Here is a 20,156-nt window from a genome sequence, read left to right as displayed (position 1 = left end):
AGCGGGGGCATACCGTGGAAACGCGTATGACTGTCGCAGCAAGCACGTCGTCGGAAGCTAGGAGATACGGGATGCAGAGCCGCACGGCGCTGGTAGAGGACCTGATGGAGCGCTTCCCGCACGTTCCGAAAGAGGCGGTCTTCAAGGAGGACCTGCTGCGGGGCGGTCTCGCCTTCGATCCCTCGGCGCTGAGCGACAACGAGGACGGCGAGGTCAAGCCGAAGTCGTACTTCATCTTCTCCTTCGACCACGGCACCCTGCCCGAGCTGGGCGAGGCCGCGCTGCGCCGCCCGCCCGAGGAGATCGTCCTCACCGGCGGCCCCTACGACCTGCGCCGCACGGTCGTCTCCGTCCGCGTGAACCCGTCGTCCCCGTACCGTGTGGCGGCCGGCGAGGACGGCATGCTCGGCCTCTACCTCGACGGCAAGCGCATCGCCGACGTGGGCGTGCCGCCCATGCCGGAGTACTACCGGCACAAGCTCTCCAACGGGAAGTCGGTCATGGAGGTGGCCCCGACGATCCAGTGGGGCTACCTGATCTACCTGACCGCGTTCCGCGTCTGCCAGTACTTCGGCGCCAAGGAGGAGTGCCAGTACTGCGACATCAACCACAACTGGCGCCAGCACAAGGCGGCGGGCCGCCCCTACACGGGCGTCAAGGACGTCGACGAGGTCCTCGAAGCCCTCGACATCATCAACCAGTACGACACCGCGAAGGCGTCGACCGCGTACACCCTCACCGGCGGCGCGATCACCTCGAAGGTGCAGGGCCTGGACGAGGCCGACTTCTACGGGCGCTACGCCAAGGCCATCGAGGAGCACTTCCCCGGGCGCTGGATCGGCAAGGTCGTCGCCCAGGCGCTGCCCAAGGACGACGTGCAGCGCTTCAAGGACTACGGCATCCAGATCTACCACCCCAACTTCGAGGTGTGGGACGAGTACCTGTTCAAGATGTACTGCCCGGGCAAGGAGCGCTACGTCGGCCGCGACGAGTGGCACAAGCGCATCCTCGAATCGCGTGACGTGTTCGGCGCGCGCAACGTGATCCCGAACTTCGTCGCGGGCGTCGAGATGGCCGAGCCGTTCGGCTTCAAGACGGTCGACGAGGCCATCGCCTCCACCACGGAGGGCCTGCGCTTCTTCATGTCGAACGGCATCACCCCGCGCTTCACCACGTGGTGCCCGGAGCCGACGACGCCGCTCGGCAAGGAGAACCCGAACGGCGCGCCGCTGGAGTACCACATCCGGCTGCTCGACGCGTACCGCTCGACGATGGACGAGTTCGGTCTGTCGTCCCCGCCCGGCTACGGCCCGTCGGGCGCGGGCCGTGCCGTCTTCTCCGTCTCGTCCTTCATGGACAGCCTCGCACCGAACGAGGAGGCCGTGGAGGTCTGAGGACCCCCAGGCTCAATGGAGGTCTGAGGCCCCCGCCTCCTTACGCGGCCTTCTCGTCCGCCGCGTCGCTCTGCGTGAGCGGCGCGGCGATCAGCCTGCGCAGCAGGTCGGGGCGGGACGCGGGCGCGGCGTCCGCGAGCAGCGCGGACAGGACGGCGATCCGGGTCTGGCCCGCGCGGAGCGTCCCCGAGAGCACCGCTCCGGCCGCTACGAGGTCGACGGCGCCGCCGCCCGTGTAGATCTCGGCGAGCGGCCCGGCCGGGACCCGGGTGGAGACGGCGACCAGAACTCCGCGACGCACCGCCTCGGCCACCGCGTCGACGAACTCGGGGGTCGCGTTGCCCGCGCCGGTCGCGACCAGCACGATGCCCTGCGCGCCCGCGGCGAGCGCGGCCTCGAAGAGCGCGGGGTCGGCGTCGCTGTGGTGCATGACGACGTCGACGCGCGGTATCCGTGCGGGGTCGGTGTGCGGTGCGGGCAGCGGTGCCGGGCGGTGGACCTCGGTCCTGATGTCGACCCGGCCGAAGCCGAGGCGGCCGAGCGGACCGGCCGACGGGTCCGCGAACGCGTTCGCGGCGAGGGTCTGCGTCTTCACCGTGCCGCGCGCGGCGTGCACCCGCCCGTCGAAGACGACCAGGACGCCGAGGTCCCGGACGGACGCGGCGACCTGAAGCGCGTCGTACATGTTCCCCGGACCGTCGCCGTCGGCGGCGCCGAGCGGCTTCTGCGCGCCCGTGAGGACGACCGGGCGCGAGTCGTCGTGGTGCAGGTCGAGCAGGAACGCGGACTCCTCCAGGGTGTCCGTGCCGTGCGTGACGACGATGCCGTCCACGTCCGGATCGGCGAGCACCTGGCGCACCGTGCGCAGCAGGGTCAGCTGCCGCTCGCTGGTCATCCGCGAGCTGTTCACGTTGAACAGGTCGACGACCTCGACCGCCACCCCGTCCGGCACGGCCGCGCTGGCCAGGACGGTGTCCCCGCCGGCGTCGGCGGCGTAACCGGTGCCCTGCCAGCGGCTGGCGATGGTGCCGCCGGTGCTGATGAGGGTGATGCGCTTGGGGGCGCGGATGCGTTCCATGGGGGCTGCCTCGCGGGTGGGGGGTACGCGCGCGGGGTACGCACGTTCGATCACCCGCAAGGATAAATCGTGTAGGGCGCAATTGGATTGCGGATCATGGCCCGTGAGCGCCCGATCCGTGGCGCACAATTGCGTCATGGACGCGATCGACCTGAATATCTTGCGCGAGCTGCAAAGCGACGGGCGCCTCAGCAACCAGGAGCTGGCCCAGCGCGTGGGCCTCAGCCCGTCACCCTGTATGCGCCGCGTCCGCCAGCTGGAGAAGGACGGCGTGATCCGCGGCTACCGCGCGATCGTCGACCCCGAGGCCGTCGGCCGCGGCTTCGAGGTCCTCGTCTCCATCGAGGTGCGCCGTGACCGCGCGGCCGTCGAGGCGTTCGAACGCGCCCTCCAGGACATCCCCGACGTCATCGAGGCCTACCGCCTCTTCGGCAGCCCCGGTTGCCTCCTGCGCATCGCCGTCGCGGACCTCGCCGCGTACGAACGCCTGTGGATCGAGCGCCTCACGACGCTCGACGGGGTGACCGAGGTGAACTCGCAGATCATCATGAAGCGGGTGAAGGAGGCGCGGGGGCTGCCCGTCTGAGCGCCACGTAAATGGGTGGCGGGGTGGGGGAGGCGCGGCTACCGTCGTTCTCGTTCGGCGTTCGCCGTCCGGACGAACCGCGTACTGAGAGCACAAACAGGAGGTGTTGATCCGATGACTGTCGTTGCGACGGGCGCTGCCCGCATCCCGGAGTTCATCACGTCCACCTCCATGGCCACCGGCTGAGTCGCTTTCCCGCGCTGCCGGGGCCGCCCTCGAAGGGTTCCCCCTTGTCTCTCGGTTCTGCTTCCGACCACTCTGCTTCCGACCACTCGGCTTCCGGCCACTCCGTTCTCGCCCCCTACGGCTGGGACAGCCACTGGGCCGCCGAGTTCGCCCCCTACGCCGCACGCGGGCTCGTGCCCGGCCGCGTCCTGCGCGTCGACCGCGGGCGGTGCGACCTCATCACCCCCCAGGGCACCGTGCACGCCGACACCGAGTACGTCGTCCCGCGCGACCCCATGAAGGTCATCTGCACCGGTGACTGGGCCGCCGTCGACCCCGACGACCGCGACCCGCGTTACGTCCAGGCGTACCTGCCGCGCCGCACCGCGTTCGTGCGGTCCACCTCCTCCAAGCAGTCCGAGGGGCAGATCCTCGCCGCCAACGTCGACCACGCGGTCATCGCCGTGTCCCTCGCCGACGAACTCGACCTCGGCCGCATCGAACGGTTCCTCGCACTCGCCTGGGAATCCGGCGCCCAGCCGCTCGTCGTCCTCACCAAAGCGGACCTCGTCCCCGACCCCGTCACGCTCTCCTACCTCGTCCGCGACACCGAGACCAGCGCGCCCGGAGTCCAGGTACTGCCCGTCAGCGCCCACGACGGCGACGGCACCGATGTCCTGCGGGCCGTCGTCGCCGGGGGGACGTCCGTGCTGCTCGGGCAGTCCGGCGCCGGGAAATCCACCCTCGCGAACGCGCTGCTCGGCACCGACCTCATGGAGGTCAAGGCCGTCCGGGACATCGACGGCAAGGGGCGGCACACCACGACCACCCGCAACCTGTTCGCCCTGCCCGGCGGCGGCGTCCTCATCGACACGCCCGGGCTGCGCGGTGTCGGGCTCTACGACGCCGGGACCGGCGTCGGACAGGTCTTCTCCGAGATCCAGGCCCTCGCGGAGAACTGCCGCTTCCAAGACTGCGCGCACACGGTGGAACCCGGCTGTGCGGTGATCGCCGCGCTGGCCGACGGGGGGCTTCATCAGCGGCGGCTCGACAGCTACCGCAAGCTGCTGCGGGAGAACGAACGGCTCGCCGCTCGGACGGATGCGCGGTTGCGGAGTGAGATGCGGCAGGTGTGGAAGCGGAGGGGGGCCGAGGGCCGGGCGGCGCTCGAGGCCAAGCGGGGACGTCACATGTAGCCCCCGCGGGCCTGGGCCCCGCCGTCGGCCGCCCCGCCGTCGTGGCTGGTCGCGCAGTTCCCCGCGCCCCTGGAGGCTGCGGCTTCGCCGCGCCTCCCCGTCCCTGAGAGGCCGCACGAAGTGCGCCTCTCAGGGGCGCGGGGAACTGCGCGGCCAGCCCCCACCGGGCCGCAGTCGTGATGCGGCATCAACCCGGCAGACGCTCGGCCCCCCTCCCCCGGAGGGCCACGTCCGATAACCGCCAGACGGCACACGTCGCCCCCCGCACACTGGAAGCGTGCCGATCGATGCAGACACCCGTTACGAAGCAGTCCGCAGCCGGGACGCCCGGTTCGACGGGGAGTTCTTCTTCGCCGTCGAGACCACGGGCATCTATTGCCGCCCGAGCTGCCCCGCGGTGACCCCGAAACGGCAGAACGTGCGGTACTACGCCACAGCCGCCGCGGCGCAGGGCTCGGGGTTCCGGGCCTGCCGAAGGTGCAGGCCCGACGCCGTACCCGGCTCGGCCGAGTGGAACGTCCGCGCCGACGTCGTGGGCCGCGCGATGCGCCTCATCGGCGACGGCGTCGTGGACCGCGAGGGCGTCGGCGGCCTCGCCACCCGGCTCGGGTACAGCGCACGCCAGGTGCAGCGCCAGCTCACGGCGGAGGTGGGCGCGGGCCCCGTCGCGCTGGCCCGCGCACAACGCGCCCACACCGCACGGGTGCTGCTCCAGACGACCCCCCTCCCGGTCACGGAGATCGCCTTCGCGGCGGGGTTCGCGAGTGTCCGGCAGTTCAACGACACGGTCCGCGAGGTCTACGCCCGCACACCGACACAGCTGCGCGCGGACGCGCCCGCCCGCTCCGAGGACCGCCGCGCCGTCGCCGCCACCGCCGGAATCCCGCTGCGTCTGGCCCACCGGGGCCCGTATCGGGCCGGACCCGTCTTCGACCTCCTCGGGCGCCGCGCGCTCGGCGGTGTCGAGGAGCTGGCCGGAGTCCCGGGGCACCGCATGTTCCGGCGCACGCTGCGGCTCCCGTACGGCACCGGGATCGTCTCCGTCGACGAGGCGGTCCACGAGCAGTCCGGGGCGCGTGCCGAGCACCTCGGCGGCTGGCTGGACGCCCGGATCCACCTGACCGACCTGCGGGACCTGACCACGGCGGTGGGCCGCCTCCGGCGCCTGTTCGACCTGGACGCCGACCCGTACGCGATCGACGAGCGACTCGGCGCCGACCCGCGGCTCGCCCCGCTGGTCGCGGCACGCCCGGGGCTGCGTTCGCCCGGCGCCGCCGACCCGGAGGAGCTGGCGGTGCGGATCGTCGCGGGCCCGGCCGAGGCCGCGCGGCTCGTCGGGCGGTACGGGAAGCGGCTCGACGCCCCGTGCGGCACGCTGCACCGTCTCTTCCCCGCGCCGGACGCGCTCGCCGACGAACCGGGCACGCTCGGCGCCCTCGCCCGCGCGCTCACGGACGGCACCCTCGTCCTCGACCCGGGCGCCGACCGCGACGACGCCGAGCAGGCGCTGCGGTCCCTGCCGGGCATGGACGCCCGTACCGCCGCACTGATCAGGCTGCGTGCCCTCGGCGACCCGGACGTGGCCGTGCCCGGCGACGGGTTCGCCGCCGCCGATGCGTGGCGCCCCTGGCGCTCGTACGCCCGACAGCACCTCACCCTGGAAACCGCCGCAGAAGGACAGTCGTGACCTGTTACTACACCAGCCTCCGCAGCCCCCTCGGCGACCTGCTGCTGACCGCCGACGCCGACGGCGCCCTCACCTCCCTGTCGGTGCCCGGCCAGAAGGGCGGACGGACCGTTGCCGGCATTGAGGACACCCACGTGTCCGACCCGGGCCCGTTCGCCGAGACCGCCCGCCAGCTCGCCGCCTACTTCGCCGGTGACCTCAAGGAGTTCGACCTTCCGCTGCGGCCCGGGGGCACCGAGTTCCGGCGGCGTGTCTGGGACGCGCTGGACGCAGTGCCGTACGGCGCCACCACCTCCTACGGCGCTCTCGCCGCCCGCGTCGGCGCCTCGGGCGTCGGCGTGCGGGCCGTCGGCGGCGCGATCGGCGCCAATCCGCTGCTCGTCGTCCGCCCCTGCCACCGGGTGATCGGCGCGACGGGGGCCCTGACCGGCTACGCGGGCGGCCTGGAGCGCAAGGTTCAGCTCCTCACCCTGGAAGGCTCCTTGCAGGGGTCGGCGGGCGGCTCCGGGAGAGGCTCCTTGTAGGCGATCGCCGCCGCGTACCCCTCCGGCACCGGCACGTCCCGCACCGACCAGCCGTCCGGCGCGCCGGGCGCGTCCGGCAGCGTCCCGACGTAGTCGAGGTCCGTGGCGCGGGACAGGCCCGTGCCGATGCCCTTGAGGTACGCCTCTTTGCGGACCCAGGCGCGGGAGGTGGCCCGGCCGCGCTCCGACGGGTCGGACAGCGCGGCCAGTTCGGCCCGCTCGCGCGGGTGCAGGACCGCTGTCAGCTCGTCGGCGACCGTCGCGGGCGTCAGCTCCTCCACGTCCGCGCCGACCGGTGTCGCGGCGAGCGCCACCAGGGCGAGGTCGCCGCTGTGGGAGAGGGAGAAGTGCACGTCAGAGGGTGCGTCCGCGAGTGCGGGGCGGCCGTGCGGCTCACCGCATCCGGGGCAGGGTTCGCTGACGAAGCGCAGGGCGGCGGGGGTGCGGCCCAGCTGCCCGGCGAGGATGCCGCGCAGCGCCACGTGCGCGTTCACGTACCGCAGCCGGTGCCGGTCGAAGGCGAACGCGGCGGCGCGCCGCTGCTCGCCCGCGTCCAGGACGCCGGTCCCGTCGCCGTCGCCCGCGTCCGTCCGCACCAGCCACAGGCCGACGCCCCCCTGGGCCGGCAGTTCTCGTACATGGTTCAGGTCCACCCAGGTCACGTCCCCAGCTCGGCTCGGCGTGGGACGAGGGTAACCTCCGCCGCGGGCGCGGACGGGACCGGTTCAGCCCCAGATCAGCGCCCCGGCCCAGGCCCCGACGATCAGCAGGCACGTGAACAGCTCGGCGAGGACGCTGGAGCCGCCCGCGCGCATCGCCGTCCGGGTGGAGGCGACGGCGTCCCCGTGGCTGCCGAGGCGGCGGCGTTCGAAGACGTAGATGCCGCCGACGAACCCGGGGATCGCGCCGATCACCGGCACCACGCAGAAGCCGATGAGCGCGCAGACGCCCGCCCAGATCGCGAGCCCGCGCGTCGCCCCCGCCTGCCGCAGCCGTCGCGGCGGCAGCTGCCAGCGCAGCACCTGGGAGGCGAGCAGGGCGATGGTCGCGCCGACGAGGACACCCCAGGCCAGGCCGTTCGGGTCGCGCAGCGCCCAGACGGCGACGGCGGCCCACACCAGCCACGAACCGGGCACCCCCGGCACCAGCACCCCGCACAGGCCGAGCGCCAGCACAGCCCCGACCAGCAGGAGTTCCCACGCTCCCATGGGCCAAGGGTCCCTCAGACGCCGGGAACGCGCAGTTCAGACGTGCGGGCACGGGGTCGTCCGTGGCCCACCGGGCCCCGCTCGTACGCGGGGCTGTGGGGTCGTCAGCGCGACGACCCGCCCCGCTCTCACCCCGGAGTACGGGGGTGTCAGCGCGACACCCAGCCCTTCTCGTACGCGTGCCAGCCCAGCTGCAGTCGCGTCGTCACCCCGGCCAGTTCCATCAGGCGCTTCACGCGGCGCTGCACCGTCCGCAGGCCCAGATCGAGCTGCTTGGCCACGCTGACGTCCGTGAGCCCGGCGAGGAGCAGGGAGAGGATCTCCAGGTCGGTGCCGTCGGGGCCGTCGCTCTCCGCCTCCTCCACCCGGCCGCCCTCCCCGAGCCGCAGCGGCAGCGCCTGCCGCCACACCGCCTCGAAGAGGCCGGTCAGCGATTCGAGGAGCCCGCTGGCGTGCACGACGAGCGCGGCCGGTTCCGACGTCCGCGAGGTCAGCGGTACGAGGGCGAGCGTGCCGTCGGCGATCACCAGCTTCGTCGGTACCCGGTCCATGACGCGGACCTGTTCGTCCCGGCCGATCGCCGCCGACAGCTCGGTCAGCCCGAACGGCAGGGCGAGCACCTCGCGCTCGATGACGACGCGGTAGTCGACGCCGCGGCTGACGGCCTGCGGCTCCGCCTCGTTCTCCATGCCGGTCACCGCGACCGGGTTGCCGGTGACAAGGGCGCAGACCTGCGCGGTCGCGCCCAGCTGGATCTGCAGGAACCTCTGCGAGACGGCCGCCGCGCCCGTCACCACCTCGACCAGGTCGTGCACGGCCGGTTCGGCGGCCTGCGCCCGGTACTCCTCGGCGAGCAGCGCCGCCGCCAGCTCGGCCTTCTCCAGCTCGTGGCGGCGCTGGGTGAGCAGCGCGCCGAGGGCGACGCCCGGCGGGGCGGCCACCCAGCGGCCGGGCCGCGCCGACGACTGGGCCGCGAGGCCGTGCCGTTCGAGGAGGCGCAGGGTGGTCTCGGCGTCGTACTCCGCGAGCGTCAGGCGCCGGGCGAGGTCCGACACATCGGCCGCGCCCACCGACACCAGGGCGCGGTACGCCGTCTCGTGCACCTCGTCCAGACCTATCGCACCCAGCATGCGGCGATGTCCCTCCCACTCAGTTCACGGCCGGTCCACGCCTCAGCCCCGTGGTGGGGGACGTGGCGGGAACCAGCCACGGCACAAACCCGCCGTGGCCATTTTCCCTGTACCACCCGTCACTCTGCCAAGGTGGCGCCACCGCAGCAGCAACATCCGCCGGGAATATGCCCTTTGGGCGGTATTCACCTGCGCTTTTCATGGGGGACGGCTTGGGGAAGGCCACGGGGACGGCATGGGGGACGGCCATGGGGACCGCTTGGGGGGGAAGGCCATGGGACAGGGCCACACGCCCGACAGCGCGTCCGCGCATGCGGACGGCGCTGGAGGCGGCCGTCGCCGCCGTCCCGGCCGTCACCGCAGCAGCTCCGGCCGGGGCACAGGAGGGGAGCGCCCCGGCCGGCTCCGTCCGACCGCCGACCGCCGACCGCCGACCGGAACCGCCACCGCGTCGGCGGCCGTCGCCGCCAAGACGGCCGTCGCGGCGGACGGCCGGCGGATTGGCCCGACGGCGACGGGGCACGCGGGCTACAGCCTCGGCGCGCTGACGCCCCGGGCGGCGACGCCGCACCACGCGGACGCCTCCGGTGGACAGGTCACCCTCCGGGTCCGGTTGACCGACTCCCGCGGCAACTCCGTCACCCCGACAGTCGCTCGGGCGTACGACGTGCGCTAGTTCGACTGCTCACCTGAACCGGTTCGCCGGGCGTCCTTCCCGTGGGGGGTGGGGTCGCCCGGCGGACCTTTTTCCCCATGCCCCGTTTTCGCACGGGCGGTGCGGTGGACAATGAGGACATGAGCCAGCAGGGGGAGAGGCCCACCCGTCGCCCGGCCCAGGAGGACGACTGGTGGAGTCAGCTGTACGAGGACGCCGCCGCCGCCGACGACACGGGTCCGACCCCGACGCCGGATTCCCTGGACGCCCACTTCACGATGGCCGAGGCGGTAGCGGCTCCGCCGGACCCGGTGCCACCTCCCCGGGGGGTGCCGGCGCAGCCCCCGAGAGGCGGGGGCGGGGCGGACGGGCCCGGGGTGATCTTCGGCCCCGCCGAGGCGGGCAGCCCCGAGGGACCCGGTCCCACCGGCCAGGAGACCCCCTCCGACCCCGCGCAGGCCGGAAGCGGCCCTGCGGCGCCCGAGCCACCGGGTTTCAAGCCCCCGGCGCCCGAGCCACCGGGTCTCAAGCCCCCGGCGCCCGAGCCACCGGGTTTCAAGCCCCCGGCGCCCGAGCCACCGGGTTTCAAGCCCCCAGCGCCCGAACCACCGGGCTTCAAGCCCCGTGCCTACCCGGCCGAACCACCGCGCCCCACCGGGGCCGATGCGCAGGGTACGGAGCCGCGTCCCGGCTTCTCCGAGCCCCCGGGCCCACCGCCTGCGCCCCCCGCCACCTATCCGGCCGAGCCGCAGGCGCCACCCCGTGCCTATCCGGCCGAACCGCCTGCCCCACCCCGCGCCTATCCGGCCGAGCCGCCCAGCGCGCCGCCCCGGCCCCCCGACGGCGTCGTCCGGCACGTGGGGGACGGGCCCCCGACCTATGACGCCGAGCCCACCGCTCTGCCTCTCGCCGATCCCGAGGAGTTGGAGGATCTGGTCGCCGACACCGTGCTCGACGGGGCGCGGTACGGGAGCTGGGTGGTGCGGAGCGCCTCCGTGCGGGGAGACTCCGCGCGGTACCGGGGCGAGCCGCGGCGGGACAGTCTGCTGACGGCCCGGTTCGGGAGTGGGCCGGGCGCGCTCGTCCTGGTCGCCATGGCGACCGGGGCCCGCGCCACCCCCGGGGCGCACCGCGCCGCCGCCGACGCCTGTGAGTGGATCGGCCGGGCCGTGGGGCTCAGCCACGCGCGGCTCGCCGAGGACATCAGGGCGGGGCGGCGCGGGGACCTGAAGTCGGGGCTGCACCGGCTGACCGACCGCAGCCTCGGCAAGCTGCGGGCGGGCGCGGCGGAGCAGGGCCTCGACCCGGAGGAGTACGCGGCGGACCTGCGCTGCCTGTTGATGCCCGCCGACCCGGCCTGCCGCACCCGCGTGTTCTTCGGCGTCGGCAGCGGCGGCCTGTTCCGGCTCAGGGACGGGGAGTGGCAGGACCTGGAGCCCGACGTCCCGGAGCAGCGGGGCGCGCCGGTGGTCGGGTACGGGGCGCTGCCCGCATCGGCCCCGGCGCAGACGCCGGAGGGCGACCGGCTCACCATGGACCTGGGCATCACCACGCCGCCCAGCCCGTACGAGCCCGCCCCGGAACCGCCCCGCGACCCGTTCCGGTTCCGCGCCTCCGTAGCCCGGCCGGGTGACACCCTCCTGCTCTGCACGGCGGGTCTCGCCGAGCCCCTGCGCGGCGAGCCGGACCTCGGCCGGCACCTGGCGCGGCGGTGGGCGGGGCACGAACCCCCGGGCCTGGCCGCGTTCCTGGCGGACACCCAGGTCCGCGTCAAGGGCTACGCCGACGACCGCACCGCGGCGGCCGTCTGGGAGGGATAGCGCAGGCGCAACCGCCTCCCCTGTGAATTCATGGAACCGATGGGCATCAGCAACAACAGCAGCACCGGCAGCAACGAAAACAGCAGAAGCAGTCGCACCAGCCACTCCATCGGTTCGTAAGGGGCTCCTCGCCATGGCCAAGCAGAACGTCGCCGAACAGTTCGTCGACATCCTCGTCCGCGCGGGCGTCCAGCGCATGTACGGCGTCGTCGGCGACAGCCTGAACCCGGTCGTCGACGCCGTCCGCCGCAACAGCGCCATCGACTGGGTGCACGTCCGCCACGAGGAGACGGCCGCCTTCGCGGCGGGCGCCGAGGCGCAGATCACCGGCAAGATGACCGCCTGCGCGGGCTCCTGCGGCCCCGGCAACCTGCACCTGATCAACGGCCTCTACGACGCCCACCGCTCGATGGCCCCGGTCCTCGCGCTCGCCTCGCACATCCCGTCCAGCGAGATTGGCCTCGGCTACTTCCAGGAGACCCACCCCGACCGGCTCTTCCAGGAGTGTTCGCACTACTGCGAGATGATCTCCAGCTCGAAGCAGATGCCGCGCGTCCTGCACACGGCGATCCAGAACGCGGTCGGCCAGTCCGGTGTCAGTGTCGTCACGCTGCCCGGTGACATCGCGGGCGAGGAGGCCCCCGACCAGGGCACGGAGACCGCCCTGGTCACGTCCCGGCCGAGCATCCGCCCCGGCGACGCGGAGATCGACCAGCTGGTCAAGATGATCGACGCGGCCGACAAGGTCACCCTGTTCTGCGGCAGCGGCACCGCGGGCGCGCACGCGGAGGTCATGGAGTTCGCCGAGAAGCTCAAGTCCCCGGTCGGCCACGCCCTGCGCGGCAAGGAGTGGATCCAGTACGACAACCCGTACGACGTCGGCATGAGCGGCCTGCTCGGCTACGGCGCCGCCTACGAGGCCACCCACGAGTGCGACCTGCTGATCCTGCTCGGCACCGACTTCCCGTACAACGCGTTCCTGCCGCAGAAGGACGTCAAGATCGTCCAGGTCGACGTGCGCCCCGAGCACCTCGGCCGCCGCTCCAAGCTGGACCTCGCGGTTTGGGGCGACGTGCGCGAGACGCTGCGCTGCCTGACGCCGCGCGTGAAGGCGAAGAAGAGCCGCCGCTTCCTCGACAAGATGCTGAAGAAGCACGCCGACGCGCTGGAAGGCGTCGTGAAGGCGTACACGCGGAAGGTCGACAAGCACGTCCCGATCCACCCCGAGTACGTCGCCTCGGTCCTCGACGAGATCGCCGACGACGACGCCGTCTTCACCGTCGACACCGGCATGTGCAACGTGTGGGCCGCCCGCTACATCTCGCCCAACGGCCGCCGCCGCGTCATCGGCTCCTTCTCGCACGGCTCGATGGCCAACGCGCTGCCGATGGCGATCGGCGCCCAGTTCACCGACCGCCGCCGCCAGGTCATCTCGATGTCGGGCGACGGCGGCTTCTCGATGCTGATGGGCGACTTCCTGACCCTCGTCCAGTACGACCTGCCGGTGAAGATCGTCCTGTTCAACAATTCCTCCCTCGGCATGGTCGAGCTGGAGATGCTGGTCGGCGGCCTCCCCTCGTACGGGACGACGAACACCAACCCCGACTTCGCCGCCGTGGCCCGCGCGGCCGGCGCCTACGGCGTCCGCGTCGAGAAGCCCAAGCAGCTCGAAGGCGCCCTGAAGGACGCCTTCAAGCACAAGGGCCCGGCGCTCGTCGACATCGTCACCGACCCGAACGCCCTCTCCATCCCGCCGAAGATCAGCGCCGACATGGTGACCGGCTTCGCGCTCTCCGCCTCCAAGATCGTCCTCGACGGCGGGGTCGGCCGCATGGTGCAGATGGCCCGCTCGAACCTCCGCAACGTCCCGCGCCCGTAACCCGTACGGATCACACGGGACGCAACCGCAGCGTCAGGATCTGGAACGGGCGCAAGGACAGGGCGAGCCCCGTCGCCGACGTGTCCGCCGGCTTCAGCGCCCGTTCCAGGAGGTCCGTCTCGTCGGCGCCCGCCACCGGGAACGACGCCGTCAGGGTCGCCGCCGCGCGCCCGCCCCGGGACTCGTAGAGCCGCACCACCACGTCCCCGCCGCGGTCCTCGGCCAGCTTCACCGACTCGATCGTCACCGCCGGATTGTCGACGGTGACGAGCGGTGCCACCGCACCCGCCTCCGCGACCCGCAGCGGCAGGTTGAGCGCGAGCCCCTCGGCCACCGCGTCGCCCGTCGTCGCGCCGGGCAGCAGCGCGTACGTGAACCGGTGCGTGCCGAGGTCGGTCTCCGGGTCGGGGGAGTGGGGCGCGCGGAGCAGGGTCAGGCGCACGGTCGTGCCGAGCCCCTGCGCGTGCGGCGTCCGGGTCACGTCGTGCCCGTACGTCGAGTCGTTGAGCAGGGCGACGCCGTACTCCTCCTCGGCCACCCGCAGCCAGCGGTGCGCGCAGATCTCGTAACGGGCGGCGTCCCAGCCGGTGTTGGCGTGCGTCGGCCGGTGCACGTGCCCGAACTGGATCTCCGCCGCCGACCGCTCCGCGTGCACGTCGAGCGGGAACGCCGCCTTCAGCACCTTCTCCGACTCCTGCCAGTCGATGTCGGTGACGACCTCCAGACGGCGGCTGCCCGCCGCGAGCCGGTACTCCTGCGTGATCCGCGACTTCCCGAAGGCGCGGGTGACGCGGACGGAGACCCGCAGCGGCCCGTCCTCGACCAGCTCCACCGATTCGGCGTCCGTGAGGTCGGTGCGGGTGTGCCGGTAGTGCGCGTCCAGGTCCCAGGCGTCGTACTGGGTGGGGTGGTCGGGGTGCAGCTGGAGCAGGTTGCCGCGGGTCCCCGGCGCGAGGACCTCACGGCCTTCATGGGCCAGGTCCTTCACGGAGGTGAGCAGTCCGTCGCTGTCGACCGTCACGGCCAGATGCTCGTTGGCGAGCACGATGGCGTCGGACTCGCGCGTCGCGGCGGCGTGCGCGCCGGGACCGCGCGTGTGCCCGGCGGCCTCGTCGAGGCTCCGGGTGCCGAGCCCGTCGACCTGTACGTGGACCAATGCCCCGCCGTGCGCGACTACTTCACCGCGCGGGTACGGCGAGGCGTTCAGTACGGAGGGCGGCCCCTCGCCGCCCGCGCGGCGTACCGCCTCCGCCGTGATCCCGTCCAGCTCCGCGAGCACCCGCGCGTACGTGTCGCGCGCCTCCCGGTGCACCCACGCGATGGACGACCCCGGCAGGATGTCGTGGAACTGGTGCAGCAGCACCGTCTTCCACAGGCGGTCGAGCGCGTCGTAGGGGTACGCGTACGAGGGGTCGCGCAGCGCCGCCGCCGTGCACCACAACTCGGCCTCGCGCAGAGCGTGTTCGGAGCGCCGGTTGCCCCGTTTCGTCTTCGCCTGCGTCGTGTACGTCGCCCGGTGCATCTCCAGGTACAGCTCCCCGGACCACACCGGCGCCTTCGCCCCGTACTCCGCGTACGCCGCCTCGAAGAACTTCGACGGCTTCTCGATCTCCACGCGCGGGGAGCCCTCCAGGGAGCGCAGGCGGCGCGCCTTCTCCAGCATCTCGCGCGTCGGACCGCCGCCGCCGTCGCCCCAGCCGAACGGGACGAGGGAGCGCGAGGCGCCGCCCTTCTCCGCGAAGTTCCGTTCCGCGTGCGCCAGTTCACTCGCGTGGAACTGCGCGTTGTAGGTGTCCACCGGCGGGAAGTGCGTGAACACGCGCGTGCCGTCGATGCCCTCCCACCAGAACGTGTGGTGCGGCATCTTGTTCGTCTGGTTCCAGCTCAGCTTCTGCGTGAGGAACCAGCGGGCGCCCGCCAGCTTCGCCAGCTGCGGGAAGGCGGCGGTGTAGCCGAAGGAGTCCGGCAGCCAGATCTCCTCCGTCTCCACGCCCAGCTCGTCCCGGAAGAACCGCTTGCCGTGCACCAACTGCCGGGCCAGCGCCTCACCGCCCGGCATGTTCGCGTCCGACTCCACCCACATCGAGCCGACCGGCGCCCACGTGCCGTCCGCGACCGCCTTCTTGATGCGCTCCCAGATGTGCGGCTGGTGCTCCTTCACCCACGCGTACTGCTGCGCCTGCGAGCAGGCGAAGACCAGCTCCGGGTAGTCCTGGGCGAGCGCCGTGACGTTGGCGAACGTGCGGGACGCCTTGCGGACGGTCTCGCGCAGCGGCCACAGCCACGCCGAGTCGATGTGCGCGTGCCCGGCCGCCGAGACCCGGTGCGAGCTGGCGTGCGCCGGGCGGGAGAGGACGTCGGCCAGTTCGGCGCGGGCCGTCGCCGCCGTCCCGGACACGTCGTGCAGGTCCAGTACGTCGAGCATCCGCTCCAGGGCCCGCAGGATGTCGTGGCGCGCGGCCCGCTCCGCGTCCAGTTCCCGCATCAGCTCGGACAGCACCTCGACGTCGAGGACGAGGTGCCACACGTCCTCGTCGAGTACGGCCAGGTCGGCAGAGCGGAATCGGTAGACGGGGCGGTCCCCGGCGGTCAGCACGTCACCGAGAGGCGTCGGTTCGAAGTCGCGCAGGACCGCCGGGTTGGCCGCCGCCTCAAGGAGCAGGTGCACCGGTTCGCCGCCGGTCGCGGGCGCCGCGACCGTCAGATGACGGTTGCGCGGGTGGATGCCCTTGAGGGGGACGCCCTCGGCGTCGTAGAGCAGCCCCTCCGCCTGGAAACCGGGCCCGTCCCCGGTGAAGCCCGGGTCCAGCACCACTTCCACGCGCCGGCCCGCCCACTCCTCGGGTACCCGCCCCTCGATGCGGAACCAGCTGGTCGACCAGGGCGCGCCCCACGCGGTGTCGCACGCGAAGCTCTCGTACGTCCCCGCCAGAGCCTCGGCCACGGGCACGGGCTCGCCCGGCGCGTGCCAGACGCTCAGTTTCAGCGGTGTCCGCTCCGCGTACTGCGCCGGGCGTACGAACTGGCGCATCGCCCGTTCGAGTCGGCCCTCCACGAGGTGTCGGTCGTCGTGCACGGCGGCTCCTTGTCGCTACTCGTCCTGCGGGAGTCCCGTGCTTCCTTCCCCGCGCGGCCCGTGGACACCCGTGGGCCGTCGACGAATCAACAAGAGTGCGGACATGCCCAATGGGCATGCATCCCCGTGTACGCGTTCGACAGACAGGCCGAGCAGCAACGAATCCAGAGCGAGAGAGGCATCGGGATCGGCGTGTGGGCGGGGGTCATGAGACGGCAGGCAACAGGGGTGGGCCCGGCAGCGACCGGAGTCCCCAGGACACGCATGAAGAAATCAGATACCGACGGTGCGGCACAAGGGGACGGACCGACGAAACAGCTCAAGCGCATGCTGGGCAAGGCGGATCTGCGGGCCGTACCGGAGACCCGGCGGGCCCTGCGTGAGCTTCTGCGGCAGTGGGGCATCCCGGGCAGATCGGAGATCGCCGAGCTGCTCACCAGCGAGCTGGTCACCAACGCCCTCGTGCACACCGACCGCGACGCGGAACTGACGGCGACGGTGGGCCCGCGCGGCCTGCGCGTCGAGGTCCGCGACGACACCTCGCGCAAACCGCGGCTGCGCGTACCGATCGCCGACGACGGTACGAACGGCAGGGGGCTGTTCCTGGTGCAGTCCCTCGCGGACGCCTGGGGGGTCATGATGCTCGGCGCGGGCAGCGCGGGAAAGGTGGTGTGGTTCGAGCTGGACGGCGGCACCGCGTGACCCCATCGTCACGACGGCGCCACCGTGTCCTTCAGCGGCTCAGCCGTACTGCTGCTCCAGATCCCTGAGCTTGCGCTCCAGGGTGTCGAGCCGGGGCAGCGCCTGAGTGTCGTCCTCCGCCGTGAGATCGACGGTGGCGGGGGCCTGCGGCTCAGCGGCGTTCCGTACGGGCTGCAGCGAGGGCCGGCGGCGCAGGGGCAGCTGCTCCTGCGCCGCCTCCGAAGAGGTCGCGGGCGTCGTAGGCGTCGTACCGGGGGATATGGCAGGGTCCGTGGAGCCCGCCCCGGCGCCTGCCGAGGCCGTCACCGCGGGCACCTCCACCTGGCGCCCGCCGCGCCCGGCGAAGGAGCGGTGACCGCGGCTGAGCGCCCGCAGCTGCGCGCGCTCCAGCTTCCCGTGCTCGCGCCGCCGCATCCGGTCCTGCGCCTTCATCCGCTTGTCCTCGCGCACCTCGTCGACCGCCTCGTCCAGGGTGCGGACGCCCTCCAGGAGCATCAGCGACCAGGCGCAGTACGTCTCCCGGGGCGCGCGCAGCCACCGCACCATGCGGATCTGCGGCAACGGGCGCGGCACCAGGCCCTGTTCGCGCAGCGCCGCGCGGCGCGTCTGCTTCAGGGCGCGGTCGAAGAGCACCGCCGCCGACAGGGACATGCCCGCGAAGAAGTGCGGGGCGCCCGCGTGGTCCAGGCCCCTGGGCGCGTGCACCCAGTTGAACCAGGCGGCGGCGCCCGCGAACGTCCACACCAGTATCCGCGAGCCGAGCGCGGCGTCACCGTGGCTGGCCTCGCGCACGGCGAGCACCGAGCAGAACATCGCGGCGCCGTCGAGCCCGAACGGGACGAGGTACTCCCAGCCGCCGGTCAGGTTCAGGTTCTGCCGGCCGAAGCCGACGAGCCCGTGGAAGGAGAGCGCGGCGGCGACGGCGGCGCAGCAGAACAGCAGCACGTACGAGGCGGAGCCGTAGACGGCCTCCTTGCGCCTGCGCCGCTCCTCGCTGCGCTCCCACGATTCGTCGCTGGACAGGGCGCCCTTCTTCGCGTGCTCCCCGGAGCGCTTGCCGCGCGCGAGCACCGCAACCGCCGCCAGCAGGCCCAGGAGCAGCACGGCGCCCGGAAGCAGCCAGTCGAGCGATATGTCGGTCAGTCTCATCTGGGTCCCTTGCAGAGCGGTAGGGCGTTTTCGGGCGCCATATTGGCCCAGCCGCCCGACCCCGCAGGGGGATTCGGGACAAGAGAACGCCATTGGAGTGCAAGGGGGCGTGAAAAGCGGCCGTACGCTCGAACTCCCGTCGCAGAAAGGGAAGTCGAGTTCGATTTACGTCACTCGTACGGGTGGTTCAAGCCGCGCTGGACGCCGTGAGGCGGGCGATGCGGTCCGCGTCGCAGGTGCGCGGGCACGTCACGCAGGTGTCCTCGGGGCGCAGCGTGTAGAAGAGGCAGCAGCTCGCGCGGTCCCGGGTCGGCAATGACTCGCCCGCGGGGCCCGTCAGTTCACGGAATCCCGGCTTCCCGACGTACGGCTTGGTCGTGCCGGGCAGCAGCTCCTCCAGCTCGGCCATCGCCCGGCGCTCCTCGCCGAGCAGGTGGCCGACGTACCAGAGGCCCTCGACGATCTCGTCCGTGACCATGCCCCACAGCGCGCGCGGCCCGCGCCGCATCCGCGGCCCGAAGCCGGTGAGGACCGGCTGGAGGTGCTCGGCGACGGCCGCCCGCAGCTCGGCGCGGAGCGCCTCCTCGTCCGGCACGACGTGCGCGCCGGGCAGAGCGGCCACCGGGTCGTCGGGAAGACAGGCGAAATCGGTGACGCGTACGGCCATCCGGCCGAGCGCCCGCTGGAGCGAGACGTGGGCGGCGGGGAAGCGCGGCACCCGGCGGTGCAGGAACCAGGGGACGGTGATGAGCAGGCAGGCGGGCCACGCGTAGCGGTGCAGGCCGAAGCTGGCGACCACGTCGGGGCGGGCCTTCTGGCCGTAGTCCTTGAGCACCTGCTCGTCGTCCCACGCGAGGAACGCGTCGAGCGCCGCGCCGCCCTGCGCGAGCTGCTCCGCGCCGACCCAGCCGCTCTCGCCGGGCAGCGCCTGGTCCGCACCGAACTCGTCGATGCGCAGGCTGGGGAACACCTCGGTGAGGCGGTCGTACGCGGCCGAGACCGCACTCCGGGTCGCGGCAGGCGCAGGGGTGACGAGGGGCATGCGAGGACCGCCGAATCACGAGCGTTTGCAGGTAAGCCTTACCTTACCGGAAGGGCGCGGGGTTTGAACTGTCGGCTGGGCCGCCTATCGTTCTTGGTTGAGTTGGGTACAAACGGCCGAATACGGCCGGGAACGGCGAAGGGGATGACCGGGTGAACCAGGGCGGAGAGCAGGCCAGACCGCGTCCGGCACGCGGCTCCGCGTCGGCCCGCGCGGTCCCCGGGCAGCGCTCGGCGCCGCCGGCGGCCGCGGCGCGCGGCACGGTCGAGCGGACCTCGGTGCGCCGCCAGGTGCTCGACGCGTTGCGCGCCGCGCTGGTCTCCGGCGAGCTGGCGCCCGGCGAGGTCCACTCGGCGCCCGCGCTCGGCGAACGGTTCGGCGTGTCGGCGACGCCCGTGCGCGAGGCCATGCAGCAGCTCGCCCAGGAGGGCGCCGTCGAGGTCGTCCCGAACCGCGGCTTCCGGGTCGCGGAGCGCTCCGCGCGGGAGCGGGCCGAGCTGAGCGAGGTGCGCGGGCTCATCGAGGCCCCGGTCGTCCTGCGCCTCGCCCGCACGCTCCCCGCCGACCGCTGGGCGGCGCTGCGCCCCGCCGCCGTCGCCACCGTCACGGCTGCCGCCTGCGGAGACCTGGCGGTGTACGCGGACGCCGACCGCGCCTTCCACCGCGCCCTGCTGTCCCTCGCCGGGAACGAGCAGCTCGTCCGTATCGCCGATGATCTGCGGCGGCGGGTGGTGTGGTCCGGGTGCGATCTGCGGGCGGACGCGGCCGAGCATGTCGCTCTGCTGGACGCGCTGGAGGAGCGGGACCTGGCGGCGGCCGAGCTTCTGGTGCGGCGGCACCTCGGCTGATGCCACGGGGCTCCGCC

General features: G+C 73.0%; 17 protein-coding genes. 10 read left to right on the top strand and 7 right to left on the bottom strand.

What is annotated here, in order from left to right:
• The first annotated feature begins 71 nt into the window (after positions 1-71).
• Positions 72-1,394 (top strand): radical SAM protein, encoded by a 1,323-nt coding sequence (locus C1N81_RS14685; RefSeq protein ID WP_394429261.1) that lies wholly within the window; start codon positions 72-74, stop codon positions 1,392-1,394.
• Between the two features lie 40 nt (positions 1,395-1,434).
• On the opposite strand, the gene C1N81_RS14680 is transcribed toward C1N81_RS14685, so the two are convergent.
• On the bottom strand, positions 1,435-2,472 hold the full coding sequence (locus C1N81_RS14680; RefSeq protein ID WP_394429260.1) for an asparaginase: 1,038 nt from the start codon (positions 2,470-2,472) through the stop codon (positions 1,435-1,437).
• 136 nt (positions 2,473-2,608) lie between these two features.
• On the opposite strand from C1N81_RS14680, the gene C1N81_RS14675 reads away from it, so the two are divergent.
• The 4 genes from C1N81_RS14675 to C1N81_RS14660 all read left to right on the top strand — a co-directional run bounded on the left by C1N81_RS14675 (position 2,609) and on the right by C1N81_RS14660 (position 6,630).
• Positions 2,609-3,058, top strand: a complete 450-nt coding sequence (locus C1N81_RS14675) for an Lrp/AsnC family transcriptional regulator (protein ID WP_394429259.1) — start codon at positions 2,609-2,611, stop codon at positions 3,056-3,058.
• 230 nt (positions 3,059-3,288) lie between these two features.
• Positions 3,289-4,419 carry a ribosome small subunit-dependent GTPase A gene (rsgA, locus tag C1N81_RS14670; protein ID WP_394429258.1) on the top strand — a complete coding sequence of 377 codons (1,131 nt, stop codon included), beginning with the start codon at positions 3,289-3,291 and terminating at the stop codon, positions 4,417-4,419.
• 283 nt (positions 4,420-4,702) lie between these two features.
• Positions 4,703-6,106, top strand: coding sequence for a bifunctional transcriptional activator/DNA repair enzyme AdaA (locus C1N81_RS14665; protein ID WP_394437956.1), 1,404 nt, complete (start codon positions 4,703-4,705; stop codon positions 6,104-6,106).
• Positions 6,103-6,630, top strand: coding sequence for a methylated-DNA--[protein]-cysteine S-methyltransferase (locus tag C1N81_RS14660; protein WP_394429257.1), 528 nt, complete (start codon positions 6,103-6,105; stop codon positions 6,628-6,630). The genes C1N81_RS14665 and C1N81_RS14660 overlap by 4 nt, the downstream gene beginning before the upstream one ends.
• Here the strand turns inward: C1N81_RS14660 and C1N81_RS14655 are convergent.
• The 3 genes from C1N81_RS14655 to C1N81_RS14645 all read right to left on the bottom strand — a co-directional run bounded on the left by C1N81_RS14655 (position 6,564) and on the right by C1N81_RS14645 (position 8,968).
• On the bottom strand, positions 6,564-7,292 hold the full coding sequence (locus tag C1N81_RS14655; protein ID WP_394429256.1) for a 4'-phosphopantetheinyl transferase family protein: 729 nt from the start codon (positions 7,290-7,292) through the stop codon (positions 6,564-6,566). The two genes, C1N81_RS14660 and C1N81_RS14655, sit on opposite strands and share 67 nt — an antisense overlap.
• Positions 7,293-7,355: 63 nt before the next feature.
• Positions 7,356-7,838 carry a DUF456 domain-containing protein gene (locus tag C1N81_RS14650; RefSeq protein ID WP_394429255.1) on the bottom strand — a complete coding sequence of 161 codons (483 nt, stop codon included), beginning with the start codon at positions 7,836-7,838 and terminating at the stop codon, positions 7,356-7,358.
• Positions 7,839-7,987: 149 nt separating this feature from the next.
• Positions 7,988-8,968 (bottom strand): helix-turn-helix transcriptional regulator, encoded by a 981-nt coding sequence (locus C1N81_RS14645; protein ID WP_394429254.1) that lies wholly within the window; start codon positions 8,966-8,968, stop codon positions 7,988-7,990.
• A 274-nt stretch (positions 8,969-9,242) separates the two neighbouring features.
• Here C1N81_RS14645 and C1N81_RS14640 point away from each other — a divergent pair, with 274 nt between their 5' ends.
• The 3 genes from C1N81_RS14640 to C1N81_RS14630 all read left to right on the top strand — a co-directional run bounded on the left by C1N81_RS14640 (position 9,243) and on the right by C1N81_RS14630 (position 13,322).
• Positions 9,243-9,644, top strand: coding sequence for a hypothetical protein (locus C1N81_RS14640; RefSeq protein WP_394429253.1), 402 nt, complete (start codon positions 9,243-9,245; stop codon positions 9,642-9,644).
• Between the two features lie 119 nt (positions 9,645-9,763).
• Positions 9,764-11,443, top strand: a complete 1,680-nt coding sequence (locus C1N81_RS14635) for a protein phosphatase 2C domain-containing protein (protein WP_394429252.1) — start codon at positions 9,764-9,766, stop codon at positions 11,441-11,443.
• 133 nt (positions 11,444-11,576) lie between these two features.
• Positions 11,577-13,322 (top strand): pyruvate dehydrogenase, encoded by a 1,746-nt coding sequence (locus C1N81_RS14630; protein ID WP_394429251.1) that lies wholly within the window; start codon positions 11,577-11,579, stop codon positions 13,320-13,322.
• 10 nt (positions 13,323-13,332) lie between these two features.
• Here the strand turns inward: C1N81_RS14630 and C1N81_RS14625 are convergent, their stop codons facing one another.
• On the bottom strand, positions 13,333-16,398 hold the full coding sequence (locus C1N81_RS14625) for an alpha-mannosidase (RefSeq protein WP_394429250.1): 3,066 nt from the start codon (positions 16,396-16,398) through the stop codon (positions 13,333-13,335).
• Positions 16,399-16,662: 264 nt separating this feature from the next.
• Between C1N81_RS14625 and C1N81_RS14620 the strand changes: the two genes are divergently transcribed.
• Positions 16,663-17,100, top strand: a complete 438-nt coding sequence (locus C1N81_RS14620; protein ID WP_394429249.1) for an ATP-binding protein — start codon at positions 16,663-16,665, stop codon at positions 17,098-17,100.
• A 39-nt stretch (positions 17,101-17,139) separates the two neighbouring features.
• On the opposite strand, the gene C1N81_RS14615 is transcribed toward C1N81_RS14620, so the two are convergent.
• Complete coding sequence (locus tag C1N81_RS14615) at positions 17,140-18,249, bottom strand: DUF2637 domain-containing protein (RefSeq protein ID WP_394429248.1); 1,110 nt, start codon at positions 18,247-18,249, stop codon at positions 17,140-17,142.
• A gap of 187 nt (positions 18,250-18,436) precedes the next feature.
• On the bottom strand, positions 18,437-19,291 hold the full coding sequence (locus C1N81_RS14610; RefSeq protein ID WP_394429247.1) for a (2Fe-2S)-binding protein: 855 nt from the start codon (positions 19,289-19,291) through the stop codon (positions 18,437-18,439).
• Positions 19,292-19,443: 152 nt separating this feature from the next.
• Between C1N81_RS14610 and C1N81_RS14605 the strand changes: the two genes are divergently transcribed.
• On the top strand, positions 19,444-20,139 hold the full coding sequence (locus C1N81_RS14605) for a GntR family transcriptional regulator (RefSeq protein WP_394429246.1): 696 nt from the start codon (positions 19,444-19,446) through the stop codon (positions 20,137-20,139).
• The last annotated feature ends 17 nt before the right edge of the window (positions 20,140-20,156 follow it).

The organism is Streptomyces sp. SGAir0957 (assembly GCF_043523415.1).
The sequence above is the reverse complement of the archived record's forward strand: the minus strand, read 5'-3'. Positions and strand labels throughout refer to the sequence as shown.

What these genes read in the sequence shown, in the direction of transcription:
- C1N81_RS14635 (WP_394429252.1), top strand. Translation starts at nt 9,764, where the DNA reads ATGAGCCAGCAGGGGGAGAGGCCCACCCGTCGCCCGGCCCAGGAGGAC.
- C1N81_RS14675 (WP_394429259.1), top strand. Translation starts at nt 2,609, where the DNA reads ATGGACGCGATCGACCTGAATATCTTGCGCGAGCTGCAAAGCGACGGG.
- C1N81_RS14640 (WP_394429253.1), top strand. Translation starts at nt 9,243, where the DNA reads ATGGGACAGGGCCACACGCCCGACAGCGCGTCCGCGCATGCGGACGGC.
- C1N81_RS14630 (WP_394429251.1), top strand. Translation starts at nt 11,577, where the DNA reads ATGGCCAAGCAGAACGTCGCCGAACAGTTCGTCGACATCCTCGTCCGC.
- C1N81_RS14615 (WP_394429248.1), bottom strand. Translation starts at nt 18,249, where the DNA reads ATGAGACTGACCGACATATCGCTCGACTGGCTGCTTCCGGGCGCCGTG.
- C1N81_RS14680 (WP_394429260.1), bottom strand. Translation starts at nt 2,472, where the DNA reads ATGGAACGCATCCGCGCCCCCAAGCGCATCACCCTCATCAGCACCGGC.
- C1N81_RS14650 (WP_394429255.1), bottom strand. Translation starts at nt 7,838, where the DNA reads ATGGGAGCGTGGGAACTCCTGCTGGTCGGGGCTGTGCTGGCGCTCGGC.
- C1N81_RS14685 (WP_394429261.1), top strand. Translation starts at nt 72, where the DNA reads ATGCAGAGCCGCACGGCGCTGGTAGAGGACCTGATGGAGCGCTTCCCG.
- C1N81_RS14645 (WP_394429254.1), bottom strand. Translation starts at nt 8,968, where the DNA reads ATGCTGGGTGCGATAGGTCTGGACGAGGTGCACGAGACGGCGTACCGC.
- C1N81_RS14610 (WP_394429247.1), bottom strand. Translation starts at nt 19,291, where the DNA reads ATGCCCCTCGTCACCCCTGCGCCTGCCGCGACCCGGAGTGCGGTCTCG.
- C1N81_RS14620 (WP_394429249.1), top strand. Translation starts at nt 16,663, where the DNA reads ATGAAGAAATCAGATACCGACGGTGCGGCACAAGGGGACGGACCGACG.